Source organism: Fictibacillus sp. KU28468, from assembly GCF_026153615.1.
GTDB classification, from domain to species: Bacteria; Bacillota; Bacilli; order Bacillales; family Fictibacillaceae; genus Fictibacillus_C; species Fictibacillus_C marinisediminis.
In genome coordinates, this window is sequence record NZ_CP110666.1 from 503970 (window position 1) to 520131 (window position 16162).

17 protein-coding genes are annotated in these 16162 nt (G+C 42.6%); 15 read left to right on the forward strand and 2 right to left on the reverse strand.

What is annotated here, in order from left to right:
• The first annotated feature begins 21 nt into the window (after nt 1-21).
• From fdhF to OKX00_RS23290, 12 genes are all read left to right on the forward strand, one after another.
• Complete coding sequence (gene fdhF, locus OKX00_RS02565; protein WP_265409290.1) at nt 22-2997, forward strand: formate dehydrogenase subunit alpha; 2976 nt, start codon at nt 22-24, stop codon at nt 2995-2997.
• Complete coding sequence (locus OKX00_RS02570; RefSeq protein WP_265409291.1) at nt 2972-3469, forward strand: helical membrane plugin domain-containing protein; 498 nt, start codon at nt 2972-2974, stop codon at nt 3467-3469. Before fdhF ends, OKX00_RS02570 begins: the two co-directional genes overlap by 26 nt.
• 15 nt (nt 3470-3484) lie before the next feature.
• Nucleotides 3485-3706 carry a heavy-metal-associated domain-containing protein gene (locus OKX00_RS02575; protein WP_265409292.1) on the forward strand — a complete coding sequence of 74 codons (222 nt, stop codon included), beginning with the start codon at nt 3485-3487 and terminating at the stop codon, nt 3704-3706.
• A gap of 29 nt (nt 3707-3735) precedes the next feature.
• Nucleotides 3736-3870: a hypothetical protein gene (locus tag OKX00_RS02580; RefSeq protein ID WP_256224861.1), complete on the forward strand. Its 135-nt coding sequence runs from the start codon at nt 3736-3738 to the stop codon at nt 3868-3870.
• Between the two features lie 40 nt (nt 3871-3910).
• Nucleotides 3911-4033, forward strand: a complete 123-nt coding sequence (locus tag OKX00_RS02585) for a hypothetical protein (RefSeq protein WP_265409293.1) — start codon at nt 3911-3913, stop codon at nt 4031-4033.
• Nucleotides 4034-4505: 472 nt separating this feature from the next.
• The gene (locus OKX00_RS02590) at nt 4506-6008 is read left to right on the forward strand and encodes a spore germination protein (RefSeq protein WP_265410451.1); all 1503 of its coding nucleotides are present in this window, start codon (nt 4506-4508) and stop codon (nt 6006-6008) included.
• A complete protein-coding gene (locus OKX00_RS02595; protein ID WP_265409294.1) occupies nt 5998-7119 on the forward strand; it encodes a GerAB/ArcD/ProY family transporter in 1122 nt (373 codons plus the stop codon). Before OKX00_RS02590 ends, OKX00_RS02595 begins: the two co-directional genes overlap by 11 nt.
• A gap of 1 nt (nt 7120) precedes the next feature.
• Nucleotides 7121-8200, forward strand: coding sequence for a Ger(x)C family spore germination protein (locus OKX00_RS02600; protein WP_265409295.1), 1080 nt, complete (start codon nt 7121-7123; stop codon nt 8198-8200).
• Nucleotides 8201-8416: 216 nt separating this feature from the next.
• The gene (locus OKX00_RS02605) at nt 8417-9931 is read left to right on the forward strand and encodes an FTR1 family iron permease (protein WP_416054291.1); all 1515 of its coding nucleotides are present in this window, start codon (nt 8417-8419) and stop codon (nt 9929-9931) included.
• Nucleotides 9921-10313: a hypothetical protein gene (locus tag OKX00_RS02610; protein WP_265409296.1), complete on the forward strand. Its 393-nt coding sequence runs from the start codon at nt 9921-9923 to the stop codon at nt 10311-10313. The genes OKX00_RS02605 and OKX00_RS02610 overlap by 11 nt, the downstream gene beginning before the upstream one ends.
• A gap of 243 nt (nt 10314-10556) precedes the next feature.
• Nucleotides 10557-10985 (forward strand): ASCH domain-containing protein, encoded by a 429-nt coding sequence (locus OKX00_RS02615; RefSeq protein WP_265409297.1) that lies wholly within the window; start codon nt 10557-10559, stop codon nt 10983-10985.
• A 171-nt stretch (nt 10986-11156) separates the two neighbouring features.
• The gene (locus tag OKX00_RS23290; RefSeq protein WP_416054292.1) at nt 11157-11603 is read left to right on the forward strand and encodes a DUF2690 domain-containing protein; all 447 of its coding nucleotides are present in this window, start codon (nt 11157-11159) and stop codon (nt 11601-11603) included.
• Here OKX00_RS23290 and OKX00_RS02620 read toward each other — a convergent pair.
• Complete coding sequence (locus OKX00_RS02620) at nt 11541-11762, reverse strand: hypothetical protein (RefSeq protein WP_265409298.1); 222 nt, start codon at nt 11760-11762, stop codon at nt 11541-11543. The genes OKX00_RS23290 and OKX00_RS02620 overlap by 63 nt on opposite strands.
• Before the next feature lie 28 nt (nt 11763-11790).
• Nucleotides 11791-12663: an AraC family transcriptional regulator gene (locus OKX00_RS02625; RefSeq protein WP_265409299.1), complete on the reverse strand. Its 873-nt coding sequence runs from the start codon at nt 12661-12663 to the stop codon at nt 11791-11793.
• 282 nt (nt 12664-12945) lie between these two features.
• On the opposite strand from OKX00_RS02625, the gene OKX00_RS02630 reads away from it, so the two are divergent.
• The 3 genes from OKX00_RS02630 to OKX00_RS02640 all read left to right on the forward strand — a co-directional run bounded on the left by OKX00_RS02630 (nt 12946) and on the right by OKX00_RS02640 (nt 15974).
• Nucleotides 12946-13863 carry a phytanoyl-CoA dioxygenase family protein gene (locus OKX00_RS02630; protein WP_265409300.1) on the forward strand — a complete coding sequence of 306 codons (918 nt, stop codon included), beginning with the start codon at nt 12946-12948 and terminating at the stop codon, nt 13861-13863.
• 139 nt (nt 13864-14002) lie between these two features.
• Nucleotides 14003-14569: a GNAT family N-acetyltransferase gene (locus OKX00_RS02635; protein ID WP_265409301.1), complete on the forward strand. Its 567-nt coding sequence runs from the start codon at nt 14003-14005 to the stop codon at nt 14567-14569.
• 436 nt (nt 14570-15005) lie between these two features.
• Entirely contained in the window at nt 15006-15974 is a 969-nt protein-coding gene (locus tag OKX00_RS02640; protein WP_265409302.1) for a nuclease-related domain-containing protein, read from the forward strand.
• Nucleotides 15975-16162 lie beyond the last annotated feature (188 nt).

The following is a 16162-nucleotide window of genomic DNA, read 5'->3' on the forward strand; positions in this document are numbered from 1 at the left end:
GAAAAGAGGGAAGCGCATTCAATGGAAGAAAAACAGTTTTCAATCAAGATCAATGGAAAAGACTTTGCTGCCACTGAGGGAAAAACCATTCTTGAAGTTGCCAAATCTCAGGATTACGAGATACCGAGTATTTGTTACCATCCTGATCTTGGCACCATTCAAACATGCGATACCTGCTTTGTTCAAGTAGAAGGAGAGCTTGTACGGGCTTGTTCAACAAAAGCCAAGCCAGGAATGGAAGTAGATACGTTATCGAAGACGGTAAAGGATGCGCAATATGAAGCGATGTCGCGGATCTTGAAAAACCATGAGCTCTATTGCACCGTCTGCGATAACAACAATGGTAATTGCGTGGTTCATAACACCGCGGAATATTTGGAGATTGAACATCAAAAATATAAATTCGAAGCAAAGCCCTATCCGCCGGATAACTCTCATCCCTTCTACCGCTATGAACCAGATCAGTGCATTTTATGCGGGAGATGCGTCGAAGCATGCCAGGATCTGCAGGTAAATGAGACGCTGACGATCGATTGGGAACGTGAAGCTCCGCGTGTGATTTGGGATAACGATGTACCGATCGATGAATCTTCATGTGTTTCTTGCGGTCATTGTGTGACGGTTTGTCCATGCAATGCGCTGATGGAGAAATCCATGCTGGGAGAAGCGGGTTATCTGACAGGGATTCCAGCAAACATGCTGGGGCCGATGATTGATCTTACGAAGGAAGTAGAACCGGGGTATAAGGAAATTTTCGCGATTTCTGAAATGGAAGCAGCCATGCGGAAAGCCCGGATCAAAAGGACCAAAACGGTTTGTACGTATTGTGGAGTAGGCTGCAGCTTTGAAGTATGGACCAAAGGAAGGGATATTCTAAAAATTGAACCAAGTGAGGAAGCTCCTGTCAATGGCATTTCAACTTGTGTAAAAGGGAAATGGGGCTGGGATTTTGTCAACAGTGAAGAACGATTGACAAAACCTTTAATCCGTCAGGGAGAAGAATTTGTTGAAGCGACCTGGGATGAGGCACTCAAATTAATCGCGAGCAAGCTGACAGAGATTAAAGATCAGCATGGTCCAAATTCCATTGGCTATATCGCCTCTTCCAAATGCTCCAATGAAGAGAATTTCCTTTTTCAAAAATTTGTGCGTGCCATCATGGGATCCAATAATGTGGACAACTGCTCAAGATACTGCCAGTCCCCAGCCACAGCTGGTTTAATGCGGACGGTGGGTATTGGCGGTGATGCCGGGACAATAAAAGATATCGCGGCCGCAGAGCTTGTGATCGTTGTCGGGGCTAATCCAGCTGAATCTCATCCTGTGCTGGCTACAAGGATCAAGAGAGCGCATAAACTGCACGGCCAAAAATTGATTGTAGCCGACCTGAGGAAAAATGAACTGGCAGAGCGGGCTGATATACACTTTCATCCAAAACCGGGTACCGATTTGATTTGGCTTTCAGCGATTACGAAATATATCATCGATCAAGGATGGGAAGATAAAGAGTTCTTGAAAAACCGGGTGAATGGGCTGGACGATTATCGATCATCCCTGCAAAAATTCACGCTGGAATATGCCGAAGAAAAAACAGGCATAAATAAAGATGAATTAATTCGAATCGCGGCCACGATTCATGAGGCGAAATCCGTTTGTGCATTATGGGCAATGGGTGTGACCCAGCACATGGGAGCGACGGACACGAGTACAGCGATCTCCAATCTTTTGTTGATCACAGGGAACTATGGACGAACAGGGACCGGCGCCTATCCATTAAGAGGACATAACAATGTGCAGGGTGCTTGTGATTTCGGAACCATGCCCGCATGGTTTCCTGGGTATGAGCCTGTACAGGACAAGCAAGTGCGTGAACGCTATGAACAAGCATGGGGAGTTACACTGTCCGAAGAGCCTGGATTGGACAATCATCAAATGGTAGAGGCGATTCATAAAGGCAAACTAAAAGCGCTCTATTTGTTTGGAGAGGATATGTCATTGGTCGATTCCAATTCGAACTTCGTGGATGCCGGATTTGAAAAACTGGACTTTTTTGTGGTACAGGATATTTTCTTCAGTAAAACGGCACAATTCGCAGATGTCATCTTGCCTGCCGCGCCAAGTCTTGAAAAGGATGGAACCTTCGTGAATACCGAACGCCGCATCCAGCGGTTTTATAAAGTATTGGAACCGCTTGGACAGTCAAAGGCGGATTGGGAAATCTTTCGGGATCTTGCCAACGTTTTAGGGGCGAATTGGAACTATACTCATCCAGGTGAAATTATGGCAGAGGCAGCGAGCCTTGCGAAAATGTTCGCGGGTGTAAGCTATGAAAGACTGGAAGGGTGGAAAAGCCAGCTTTGGCCTGTGGCGGCAGACGGAACAGATTCTCCTCTGTTATACCAGGAACGGTTTGCATTTCCTGACGGCAAGGCGAGACTGGTCGCTGTTGAGTGGACAGAGCCCTTTAAACCGGGAGAAGAGTATGACCTGCATTTAAACAACGGCCGTTTGCTGGAGCACTTCCACGAAGGAAACATGACGTATAAATCGGATGGCCTGACACACAAAGTTCCACATCCTTGGGTGGAAGTTTCTCCTCAGCTTGCTCTTGAGCGAAAGATCGAGGACGGTGCGTTAGTCAGCCTGACCTCTCCGTATGGAAATGTGGAAGTACGGGCTATGGTTACCGACCGGGTAAAAGGCAATGAGCTTTATTTAACGATGAACACAAGGGAAGACATTGAAGCGGTCAATAAGCTAACGAGCAGCTACCATGACATTGTTACACATACACCGGCCTACAAAGAAATGGATGTGAGGATGGAAGTACTGGAGGCGTCAGGTGAACCGCCGCTTCCAAAAGTGAATCACCGTTTTGGCAACCGCATTCCTCAAATCAGTGTTCGTGTAGAAGGCAAGTGGAAGCGTTCGGATTTTACGCCAATAGAAGATTTAATAAGGGGGGACGAATATGGCGAAAGCAATCAAGCAAATTAAAAAGCAAATTCACACCCGGGAAGAAGTGCAGGCAGAAGCGGTTTCAGGCATTGTCAATGAGCTTGCAAACAACCGCGAGGCCATTCTGACCATGATAGGAATCGTGAAAAACCTCCATGAAATGGGTGCCCTGGATACGCTTTCGGCACTGATTGAAAAACGCAATGATGTGGGAGTGATCGCCGTTCAACAATTGAATAAGCCTGAGATGCACAAGACGATAAAAAACGGAATCAACGCTTTTAACTTCTTAGGCACCTTAAACCCTGATCAACTGAAAACCATGCTGTCGGGACTAAGCAAAGGGCTGGAACGGGCGGCCGAATCCGTTGAAAAACAGGAAAAGCCAAGCCTCTGGGAATTAGGCAAAAGGATGAGAAACCCTGAAACGAGGGCAACGATGTCGATGATGACAGAGTTTTTGCAGGGCATGGGTAAAGGTATTTCGGATGTACCAAGACATAATAAATAAAGGGTGAAGCCAGGATTGGAAACAAAAATCATAAAAATCAAAGATATCGTAAATGAACAGGATGCCGATAAAATTGCACATGCGCTTCAGCACGTGTGGGGGTTTGGACAGCTTGATGTAAATCTAAAACGGGGAGAGGCAACCATAAGTTTTGATAAAAATATGGCTTCCTATGAGGACTTTGTTCAAGCCATCCATGAAAACGGCTATGCTGTTGAAGATGGTGAGCTTCAATAATTCTGATAGGCTAAAGGAGAAGGCGCATCATGAAGAAATGTGAAATCTGTGGAATGGAAGAACAGAGGGAAAACGACCAAACTAGTATTCCTGCTAAAATCCTGCACATCTGTGAAAACTGCCAAAATGACCGTAAGCTGGATATGTACGATGGAATCGTATAAGAGCGCGATAAAAGGGGCTGTCCAAGAAGTCTGTAAGCTGTTGATTTCCGTTCCAGGCTGCTCGCTTTTACCGGCGCGAGCTCCTACTTTCGCGGGGCGTGCGGTGAGCCTTACCGGCGTGAACGCCTACTTTTTGGTGCAAGCAGCTCACCCTTCACGCTAGTCCCGCAGGACAAGGAAGGCTCCGGCAGCTTTTTATCGCACGAAGAAAATGTGAAGTTCATTTTTGAGGAGTCTCGCATCTTCCACTTCAATTAACTTTTCATTGAAGATTTTTCAAGCCAAAAAGGGGCTGCCTGAAGGTCAATTTTCGACTTTCTGGACAGCCCCGTTTTTTTTAGCATGTACCATACGTTTTTTATTCTTCCAAACTTAACGCCGTATTTACATCATCCATGTATTGATTTGTTCATTCAAATGATAAGGAGGATAGTATCCCTTTGCTGTCATATACGTACTGATCTTTTCATGGATTTCTACCGCTTAGCTGTTCACGCAAAACGGACCTAAGTTAAGGCTTTTTTTATTTTCAACCTAATACTAACCTAATTTAAAACCATTTGGATAAAACTGCATCTCCGGAACATAATAAAAAGCAGAAACTATCCGAGGGATTTGGCAGGTGGGATTTAATGATGTTATGGAAAAAGAAGAAGGCAGCAACCAGCCAAGAAGAAAAAGAACAGAAGACGAGTGTTCCACATGAAGCCGTTACACTGGAAGCATTTAAAAAAATTACGGCAAAAATGGATGATGCCGTAATCGTTCAACGGCAAACCAACAGTGGCATTACCTTTTCTCTTGTCTACATACAAACCTTAATCGATCGTGAGAGGTTGAATGAATCAATCGTCAATCCGATCATTCATAGCACGAACAAACAATTTGTCCAATGTATCGCTACGTGCAAAGTAATAAAGATGAGTTCGATGGAAGAAGCAAAGGATCATTTGCTGAATGGGTGTGTCCTTGTCCAGGATGTGGAGAAGAACGAGTGGTGGGCCATTAAACTGGAGAACCCGTTAAGCAGGGCCATCGAAAATTCGGAAACTGAAACGATCGTGTATGGACCGAGAGACAGTTTTACGGAAAGAGTTGAGCATAATCTATACATGATCCGCAGGCGGCTGCCTCTGGCTGAACTGAAGACAGAAAAATTTCAAGTGGGTTCCCTGACAAAAACACAAGTTCAATTGTTGTACATAGAGGGGATTGCCAATCCGGATATTGTAGATATTGCAAGGAAAAATATTTCGGAAGTGAATTTTGATCTTATTCTGGAGTCATCGAACCTTTCAGCTTTTATGGATGATCATACAAATAGCTTGTTTCCTCAGTTTATGCAGACGGACCGTCCAGATGCATGTGCGTATTCTCTCGGGCTTGGTAAACTCGTCATTTTGCTTGGCAATACACCATTTGCCCTCATTGCTCCCATTACTTTTTTTCATCTTTTCCAATCACCAGAAGATTATGTTCATCGCTGGGTCATTGCTAGTTTTTTAAGAACCCTTCGCTATTTAAGTTTCCTTATCGCCATTTTACTCATCCCGCTTTATGTAGCGTTAGCGACCCATCATTATCAGATGATCCCGCTCCAAATTCTATATGTGCTGATGGAATCGCGGAGCAAATTGCCGTTTACTCCGTTTTGGGAAGCGTTGATCATGATGGTTATCATTGAAATCATTAAAGAAGCCAGTTTGCGGATGCCGACCAAAACGAGCCAGACGATCGGGATCATTGGCGGTATTGTTATCGGACAGGCTGCAGTAGAAGCAGGGTTTGCAAGTAAGGTATTGATTGTTCTTGTGGGAATATCTGCGATTGCTTCCTTTTTGGTGCCAAATTATTTATTAACAAAAGCTACAACGGTCATACAATTCCTATTTCTAATTTTATCGTCGTTTATCGGTATTTTGGGAATTGGGCTCGGGTTAATTCTCCTATTGGCCCATCTGAATGGACTATCTTCCCTTAAACAGCCTTTTTTTGCTCCCGTTGCACCTCTTCATTGGAAGGATTGGAATGACCTTTTTGTTAGAATGCCGTTACCCTGGATAAAGCAGCGGCCGCAATATTTACAGCCACTGCAAAAATGGAGGGTGAAAAGAAGGAGGGGATCGAATGAGCAGTAGGTTTGTCTTATTCGATAATACGGCCATCACGGGAACCGGCTATATATTTGCCATGGTGAACCGGATGCAAATGCTGTATTATATTCTCATTTTGCCGAAACACTTAATGCATCCCTATATGATTTTAGGAATTATCGGAGTGGGGATCCTTTCGCAGATTAACCTTTTGATCTTGTCTTACTATTTAAAATCAAATTATTCCTCTCAAGGTTATCTTGGCTTTGTACAGTTATTTGGTGAGAGGCTCGTCCGTTTGTTTGCATTTTTTGGTCTTTTTGTCATTTTAGTAAAAGTAATTGTAACAGCATTGGGCTATGTTGAGATTATTCACCAATTTATGTTTCCCTCCATGAAGACGAGCTGGCTCATTTTCTTCTTGATGGCCACAAGCTTTTACATTGCCTCTCAAGGAATGGAGAAGACCATCCGGCTTGGCCTTATTGCTTTTTTAGCAACGATCTGGATTATTGTCCTTTATGTCCCTTATTTCCTGCCTCCCCTTGCCCAGATACATCATCTGTATCCATTGGTACCTGGAGAGATTTCGATTCATTCCTGGTATGGGTTTCTAATGATTTGGTCAGCTCTTTCCGGACCGGAATATTTAGTCTGTTTAGGCCCATGGATTGGACCGAAGGAAAAGATTTTAAAAGGGTTAAGTATTGGGAATGCTCTCTCTGTCATTGAATATCTCATTCTATTTGTCGCTTGTCTTTTATATTTTGGTTCTAATTATCTCGAGAAAATCAGTTTTCCTGTTGTAAACATGCTCCGCTATTTGCAGTCACCGGTGTTTGAGCGCATTGATCTGATAATAATTTCTCTCATCATGATTTACGTTTTATTTTTGATCGCTCTCTTATTATTGTATTTCTATGGTGCAGTAAGAATTGCAGCAGGGAGAATAAAAGTTCCCACGAATCGTAAAGGCTTTTTGGGAAGCGCTGCCGCCATTTTTATTTGCATGCTGATTATTGATGGCTGGTACTGGAGGGAAGGGAAAGAGCTGAATATATTGACAACACTGCAGCTCTGGCTGGGTGCGATTACTTATTTTCTCGTGCCTTCATTCCTTCTTATTGCAATGAAATGGAAGAGAGGTAGCTCCTAGTATGAGATATATAAAGAGGGTTCTTTTGCCGCTGCTTTGTTGTGTACTGGTTCTTTCGGGCTGCTCCTCACCATTTGTTGAGGATAATACGGTTGAAGAAGTTGCTCCGGTAACCTTTTGGTCGCTGAATAAAGGGGAAAATGGCTCATTGGAAATTACTACACTTAATCCTCCCGTTTTGGATGAGAAAAAGCGGCTATTTACAAAACTGAATGTGGATTTATTAAAGCAGGTAAAAAAGGATTTCAACTTAAAGTTTTACCGGGAACTAAAGCTTGGTCAGCTCCGAATGCTGTTTATCAATGAAAATCTGGCGAAGAAAGAAATCATATCTTTAATTAACACCACTCTTTCAGATCCGGATGTATCCCCTCGTCTTTATCTTGTGCTGGTCAAAGGGAACTTTGAGAAGTACTTAGAGAAGGAAAAGAACGAACACGAGAACTTGGATTATTTTCTATATCGGATGTTCAGGCATTATGAAAGAAGAAATCAGGGAGAAATGACGATTGTCAATATTCATGAGTTTATGGAAAAGGTCTATTCTTCTTATTCGGATCCTGTGCTGCCGATATTTAAAGTGAATGAAAAAAAATTCACTTACGAAGGAACAGCCTTTTTTAAACATAAGGATTATGTGGGCTCCGTTAAGGATATGGAAGATCAGATGTTCCAGCTGTTAGCCAACGACCATTACTTAAAAAATCTTCCTCTTTCTCCTTTGAAGGTTTCCTTGGGCCAAGTACGTTCCAGGGTTCATATGAAGGTGGACAGGAATTATAAAACGTTATCCATCAAGGTACATGTGAAAGGAAGAATAAATGAATACAGAGGACATCGAAATATACTCAGCAGCAGTGAAATGAGAAAGCTTAACAAAGACATCGAATCCTATTTGGAAGGACAATCAATGGATTTGGTGAAGAAAACACAAAAATTAAAGGCAGAGCCTCTTGAAGTAGGAGCACATACTCTTTCTCCATTGCTGCAGCCGATGAGCCGAAAAGAATGGCTGAATTATTATGAGAACATGAAAGTCAAAGTAGATTATATTGTGAAAATTGAACCGTTGAGTTTATAAAGCAACAGGAAGAGGCGGGCTTATCAAAAAAACCCTTATTATTAAGAGAAATTCTTTGATTTTTAAGGATTTCTCTTTTTTGCATCAAAAATCTTAGGAAAATGGTAATTGACAATGATTATCATTAACAATATAATTTGAAAGTGAGTACTGATAATGAATTTCATTAACTAAAGATAGATAAAAGTTAGTTTATTGAGAAGTGAGGGGATTACATTGAAGAATAAGGTTCAGATCATTTTTGCAATACTACTAATCGGTGTCATGATTTTACCTATACATAGCTTTGCGAAGGGGAATGCAAAGGGTGATATGGCAGAAGCAAACAAGCTCGTATCACAAGCTATGAATGCATCTCAGCAAGGGGATATCACCAAGGCATCCAGCAAGTTCAAAAAGTTTTCAAGCACTTGGCTGTCCATTGAGGATGGAGTAAAGGATCAATCGACAACTGCTTATCATGATATTGAGGATGCGATGGGACAAGTTCAGTTCGCTCTCGCTCAACAGCCAGTAAACAAGAAAAATGTAACCGCTGGGCTGGAACAATTAAAGCAAATGAACCAAAAATTCATCGATGGGAAGTTTCCTGCCGCATCCAAGGATAAAAAAAGCGGTTCAAGTAAAGAGGGAGACGTGGCTGGCCTTGTTTCCTTACTGGACCACTCTTTGAAGAATATCGATCAAAACAATATTCAAGGGGCTAAAGCCGACATTGAAAAGTTTAGAAAATCCTGGTTAAATGCTGAAGGTACTGTACTTACCCAATCTTCAAAAGTTTATAGCAGCGCTGAACGGGATATGGTTACTTCTTATGCCCAGCTATCATCAAACAATATAGACGGTGCTAAAAAAACCATTCAGGATATGCGGGATTATCTGGCTCCCATCGCCATGAAAACAAGCTATAACATGATGGATGCCACAACCATTCTGCTTCGTGAAGGACTTGAGGCTTTGCTTGTCGTAGTAGCACTGCTTGGTTTCTTGAAAAAAGCAGGGCACGAAGACAAAAAACAATGGATCTGGATGGGTGTAGGTTCAGGAATTGGCGTCAGTATTATCCTGGGTGTCATTGTGAATCTCCTCTTTTCAGCAGGAGCATTCGGAAGCAACAATTTCTTGATTGCAGGCTGGACAGGTGTTTTTGCGGCTGTGATGCTGCTATACATGAGTTATTGGCTTCACAGTAAATCCAGTCTTGCGGAATGGCAGCGATACATTCGCACAAAAAGTACAAATGCACTGAACACTGGAAGTTTATTTTCACTAGCGGCCCTGTCTTTCCTTGCCGTTTTCCGTGAAGGAACAGAAACGGTATTGTTTTTCATAGGAATGGCGAATTCAATCAAGCTGCCTTCGTTATTAACAGGTATTGGTATAGGAATTTTGGTTCTTGTTATCCTTTCTTATTTCATTCTTAAGCTAGGGTTAAGAATTCCGATGCGCCCGTTCTTCTTAGTATCCAGTGTTCTCATGTTTTACCTCTGCTTCAAGTTTACAGGTATGGGGATTCACGGATTGCAACTTGCTGGATTATTGCCTGTGACACAAGTAAATTCTTTAACAACTATTGATTTTCTTGCGTTTTACCCAACGCTCGAAAGCATGATTCCACAGGCTTTTCTTATTTTGGTCGCCATAGTGGCAGCCATTATGAATAGAAAAAAAGATATCAAATTAAAAATCGAACTCAAAAAACATCAGGGGGAACTTCGAAATGCAAACTAAAAAATACATCGTACCTATCGTACTGGCAGCTTCTCTTACATTATCAGCTTGTGGAACAAAAGATAACGGATCAGATAAAGCGAAAGAACCAACAATCGCTGAAGGATCCAAAGAAATGAAACAAACACTGACCGACCTCAAATCTCAGTTAAAAGCGAACGAAGCAGATAAAGTGAAGGAATCTGGAGAACAGTTAGAGAAATCCTGGGAAACATTCGAAGACGGTGTTAAAGAAAAAGACGCCGATCTTTATGAAAAAGTAGAAACACCGCTGCACACCATTGAAGCGGGTGCAAAATCAAAGCCTCTGGATGCAAAGACTTTAACTAAGGCATCTGATGAATTAAATAGTGTTTTATCAAAAGTTGAAAAACTGAAGTAAAACAAAAAGCCCAAGAATGTGGATACATTCTCGGGCTTTTTTCATGGTTGGTTTTATTGAAGATAAAGAGTTAAAAAGCATAGCCGAAAGTATTGAAGCAACCCTTAACAACGTTTTGGACAGAAGCAAGTAACGATTTTAAGCCACTTTCTCTAAATGGAAGGTGGCTTAAATACTTATATTATTCTTTAACATGGACACTCTATAGACATAGTAAACTTTCATAGGTTGGAGGCCGCGAGAATGAAGGTTTTATCAATGATCCAGCCTTGGGCAAGTCTATTTGTCCTGGGGGAGGTCAAATATGAAACAAGGTCATGGAGAACGAATTATCGTGGTCCGCTGGCGATTCATACAAGTAAGAAAATGGATAAGACTTTCTGCAGCCATCCGTTAATTGAGTTATTGCTGGGTAAGCATGGTTACTCAAAGGATAATCTTCCAACTGGTATGATCATTGGTGTATGCAACCTTGAAAATTGTTTGAAGGTAAAGGAAAATAACGGGACACAGGCAATACTGGAAAATGGACAAGTGGTAACAGGCAATACTTATTTTTTAGGAGACTTTCAAGTGGGAGGATACGCTTGGGAAGTGCAGGACATGCAGCAGCTGGATGTCTTTATACCAGCGAAAGGAAAGCTTGGATTATGGGAGCATGATTTAGAATGATGGACAAAGAATAAGAAATGATTCGGGTGCAAAAAAACTGGTTATCATTTTTTATTTCTGCAGAAGGCATTACGAGCTCTTGAATAAAATCATATAACCTAACTTTCAACTTGCTTCCAGCTCTGGCTCTACGATGAGGTGGAGCTTTTTTATGAGAAAATAAATTCCTCGATGGCTTCTTATAACGGTAAGAACCCTATTTCCACCGGATGTTCAAAGGACGCTAGAAACGTTCGTTCAGCTGACATCGTACGTGAAGAAACTGATTTAGTGATAGGAGAAGTTTATATTCGTCATAGTAACAAGTGCCATGCCTCATGGGCGCAGGTTTACTTTGGATTCCCTTTGTTCATGAGATTATATGACTGTGCAAGTCCAGGCGGAAACGGAAAAGTCCGTCCGGGACAACTCAGCTGCTATTCTGGGATTGTCAATAATCCCGCAGGAAACTATGCCAGAGCCCAGGTGTTTGGTCTAAAAACGGCATCTGCTTTTGGGGTTTTGGCAACACAAGTTATTATTAAGGGTCTGTCCAGAAAGTCGAAAATTGAAAAGTTAATTGAAGTGGAAGATGCGAGACTCCTCGAAAATGAACTTCACATTTTCTTCGTGCGATAAAAAGCTGCCGGAGCCTTCCTTGTCCTGCGGGACTAGCGTGACAGGTGAGACTCCCGCCGGTGCTTGCACCAAAAACTTCACGCCGGTAAGGCTCACCGCACGCCCCGCGAAAGTAGGAGCTCGCGCCGGTAAAAGCGAGCAGCCTGGAACGGAAATCAACAGCTTACAGACTTCTTGGACAGCCCCTCTATTTCTGATAATACAGCCTCTCCATATGCTTCTCCTTAAACTTCTTAGGCGACTCTCCCGTAAACTTTTTAAACAGCATCGTAAAATAATTCGGGTTGTCATACCCGACCAGCTGGGCGACTTCTCTTATTTTCAGGTTAGTTGAGACGAGCAGCCGTTTGGCCTCACCCATTCTCCTTGTAATGAGGTAGTGAATAGGCGACAGGTTCATGTCTTCTTTAAATACATGCGATAGGTAGTAAGGGCTGATGAAGAATACTTCGGCCAAGTCATCCAATGAGAGGTTCCTTGTATAGTGTTTATCAATATATTCTTTTATCCGATGAGAGAGGGAGTCTTGCTTTTCTGCAGACGCATCTTGATGATGCAGATGGATGATGCGATGGATGACCATAATGAGTGACGTAAGCAGGTTCTGGCAGATCATCTCATATCCTTTTGCTTGAAGCGCCGCCTCATCAAAGATTTCGGACAGGTATGTTTCTATTTTAGAAGAGTATTTATTGCGGCGAATAACGGGCTCGATGTCAGAAGGGATGACATGAAGATCCTTCAAGCCCTGGATGGATAGGTTGGTGATCCCGCAAAAATACGTTTGTAGTGGGTGGTCAGGGTTGGACCATTCCTCATGGAGCACGTCTTTATTGTAGACCAGGATATCTCCTTGTGAAGCTTCATATGTTATTCCATCAATAATGAACGTCCCTTGTCCACCACTGATATAGACGATTTCACTCAGATTATCATGTTTATGGCTCGAAAATTTCCAATGCGGATTGTCACTGATCTGCCCGGCATATAAAAGCTGCGGGGCTTTTTTTATATTCAGAGTTTCTGGGGAAGCTGCATTCTGATTCATTGAAAACTTCATACGATGACCTCCCTGGTATGGTTCCTTTAAGTGTAAAGGATTTGATAGTTGATAACCATAGTTCAGAGCAAGATATGATAGTTTTTATGGAAAATAAACAAGATATTGATACTGCATGATTGGAAACGGATACATGACAGTAAGAAGCATTGTTTATTCTGGATGGAACAGCAAGATATTTTAGTTTTATTAAAGAGACAGCAACATCGTTTATTGTATTGGAAGCTCGTGGGGCCTAACATGGAAATCAAGAAAAGCTACTATACAAAAGGAGGAAGGAATATGAACCAGAAGCTGAATAATATTCTTGAGATTGCTGTTCCGTTGAATGAGAGGAAAAACAATGAACCGTTGCGTGTGCTTAGTGAGGAAGATTGGAAGTTTTGGAAAGAGAACGGTTATGTGATTGTTCGTGACGCCATTCCACAAGACCATGTCGATCGCTTGGCGAAGCTGATTTGGGACTTTGAAGAAAAAGATCCGAACGATTCCTCTACTTGGTATACAGCAGCACGGCGTGAAATTCAGATGGAAGAATTGAAGAATACAGGGATGGTCGAGCTTTACAACCATCAGTATCTTTGGGATAACCGCATGCATCAGAGGGTGTATGATGCCTTTGTGGACATTTGGGGAACGGAAAAATTGTGGGCAAGCATTGACCGGTGCAATCTCAACCTTCCGATGAAGCCTGGGCATGAATATAACAGCTTTATCCATTGGGATGTGGACACATCGCTTGATCCGATTCCGGTAAACGTTCAGGGCGTTCTCTCGCTTGTTGATACGGACGTGGACATGGGAGGATTTCAGTGTATTCCTGAATTGTACCGTGACTTTGATGAATGGGTAAAAGATCAGCCGGCTGACCGTAATCCGCACAAGCCGGATACGACGGGCTACACACCTACAAAAGTGGTAACCAAAGCAGGCGATTTGCTCATCTTTAACAGCATGCAGCCGCATGGCATCCGTCCAAATTATTCGGATAAGCCGCGCCTTGCCCAATACATCTCCATGTTCCCGGCGCAGGAGGGGAATGAGCAGCTGGTCGAGACAAGGGTGGAGTCATGGAAAGAGAGAATTCCGCCAAGCGGCAAGGCCTTCCCTGGCGATCCGCGCAACCTGGAGCACGAAAGATATGATACCGCGCAGTTGACTGAGTTAGGGGAGAAGCTGTTGGGGTTGAAGAAATGGTAGAGTGATAGGAAGGGCAGTTCCTTTTTGAAAGGGTGCCAGGCACCGGTTTTACACACTTGTGTAATCTCGGTGCCTGGCACCCATGTTCCTTTTTATTCCTTTTTAGCCTATAATGGTTAAAAATAAGGGGGGCTACTACATGCAAGAATTGCAGACTGAGAGATTATTATTGAGACCTTGGAAGAAATCAGATGTCAAAGACTTGTACGAATACGCGAAAAGTGATTTAGTGGGCCCGAATGCCGGCTGGAAACCGCATAAAGATGAGGAAGAAAGCAAAGAGATCATTCAAATGTTCCTTGAGAGCACTGATATGTTGTATGCCATTGAACTGCTCTCTGAACATAAGGTGATCGGCAGCATCGGACTGCATGATCGAAAACCGGATGAAACCTTGTCCCATTTGAACCAAAAGGAAATCGGCTATGTTCTCAATCCAGCCTACTGGGGGAAAGGTTATGTTCCTGAAGCGGTAAACCGAGTGCTGGAGCATGGTTTTGAAGATCTGAATTTAGATATCGTTTGGTGTGGACACTATGATTTTAATCATAATTCCAAGAGAGTGAATGAGAAGTGCGGATTCAACTACAGATTTAGTGAAAATAAGATATTAGAGCGATTGGATGGGCAGGAAGTTGTCTGTCTGTACTATAGTATTTTGAAGTCGGAGTATCAGAATGGAAAGAATGTTACGGATGCATCTTGATAGAAAATGCCGTTGAGAGACGGCGTTTTTTTTTGGGGTGAGGGTTTTGGACGAAGCATACTCCAGGGGGTTCACTGGCCTGCGATTTTATGAAAATGATGTGTTTTGCAAGTAAGTGGTGTCGAACCGCAAGTAAAGTCGGAGTTTTCGCAAGTAATGCATGCAGAATCGCAAGTAAAGAGAGCATTTCCGCAAGTAATTCATGTCGAATCACAAGTAACAGCCAACAGGAGGGTCTCAATACCCCAAAAACAGGTTATTGATGAAGGTTTGGACAAGCTGTGGGCCGGCGAAGCCCGAGAGACCAATATAATTAGTCAAATGCATGAGCAATCGAGGGCTAGGATACATATTTTCAACTCATTTTGCACCATGAGAAGGAAATTCTTCTCACAATTCGAATTTCCTTCTTATTAAGAAAGGGAGTTGATAGAATTTGATTGTAAAAGAACGAAAAGTTCCTATTACGGTACGCAAATTGGAGGCTTTGCTGAGAAGGCTGCCGCCGGATCACCGGAAACGGCCCGATATTAGTGACCAATTAGCAAGGCGGATGGCGGGTTACAGAGGGGAGCTTGCCATAGACTATCATTTGGGCTATCTCCTCAAGAAAGACTACCTCATTTTCAATGATCTCCGGCTTACAGATGGCGAACGCTTTTTCCAGATAGATACGCTCATCCTTTCTCCTCATTACTTTCTCATTTTAGAAGTGAAAAACATCTCAGGAACACTTGTTTTTGATCATAATTATAAACAGCTCATTCGTGTGTCTGGTGAAAAAGAGGAAGGCTTCGCAGACCCAGTTTTGCAGGTCGAACGTCATCGTGTACAGCTGCAGGATTGGCTATCCGCACAAAAACTCCCACAGGTTCCCATTGAAATGCTTGTTGTCATGAGCAATCCAAACACGGTAATTAAAAATACCCTCCTGAATCTGGATCCCTCCACTTCCAAACGAGTCATTCACGGTGCAAATCTCCTCTTGAAAATAAAAATGTATGAAAAGATGCATGTCAAAGAACAGCTGAATCCCCAGCAAATAAAGAAGCTCTCCCGTAAACTTGTGAACAGCCACACTCCATCTGACCCTCAAATCCTTCAGCAAATCCATAAAGAAGAAATTTTGACCGGTGTAGAGTGCCCGGAATGTTCCGCTCTCCCGATGATCCGACTGCATGCGAAGTGGGTTTGCACCCAGTGTGGCTCCTTTTCAAAGGATGCTCATTTTGCTGCCATTACCGATTATAAACTGCTTATCGGTCTCTCCGTCTCAAATTCCGAGCTTAGATCCTTTTTGCATCTGTCATCTGTTTCTGTTTCCTCTCGTATCCTTCAATCCATGAATCTCTCTTATACTGGCACATATAGAAATCGAAATTATTTGATGACATTAGATGAATGACGATTTATTAGGCTCGTTTTTTTGAAAATGATTTGTTGTGTAAGTAAGCTTTGTCGAACCGCAAGTAAAGTCAGAGTTTTCGCAAGTAACGAGTATAGAACCGCAAGTAAAGTCTAAGTTTCCGGGAGTAACCACAAGGAATTCGTAAGTAAACTCCAGACAAGTAACAAAAATCATGCAGGTCTCCC